We start from the raw sequence: 452 nt of genomic DNA on the forward strand, positions 1-452 counted from the left end.
CGGACGCCCCCACACCTCGGAGCGGACCTTGCGCACGATCGCGTCGCCCGCGTTCGTCGGGACGGCGTCGGCGACCTCGGCGATGCCGTCCCGGGCGGCACGGCGCAGGAGCTCCGGCGAGACGTCGGGCAGCGGGACCCACCGGGTCGGCGTCGCCCAGCGGCACGAGGTTGCGTGCCGGCACGGTGACGTACTCCGCCATCCCGCCGTCGCGCCCGAGGCCGATGCCCGCGTACGGGTTCGTGGCGGCGTTGTCGCAGTACGTGTCCTGCCCCTTCGAGCAGTACGAGCAGTGCCCGCAGCCGACCGGGCCGTAGACGAGGTAGGCGTCACCCGCGGTGAAGCCGGAGACGCCGTCGCCGAGTTCCTCGACCCAGCCGGAGTTCTCGTGCCCGAGGACGAACGGGGGCTGCTGCGCTCCAGGCTGCCCCGCCTGGAACTCGCGGTAGACG

1 protein-coding gene is annotated in these 452 nt (G+C 73.9%); it reads right to left on the bottom strand.

What is annotated here, in order from left to right; genetic code table 11:
• On the bottom strand, positions 1–452 hold a 452-nt coding region (locus tag I5E_RS22295; protein ID WP_031263275.1), incomplete at both ends, for an alcohol dehydrogenase catalytic domain-containing protein.

Origin of the sequence: Curtobacterium sp. B18 (genome assembly GCF_000333375.1) — a bacterium.
GTDB lineage: Bacteria > Actinomycetota > Actinomycetes > Actinomycetales > Microbacteriaceae > Curtobacterium.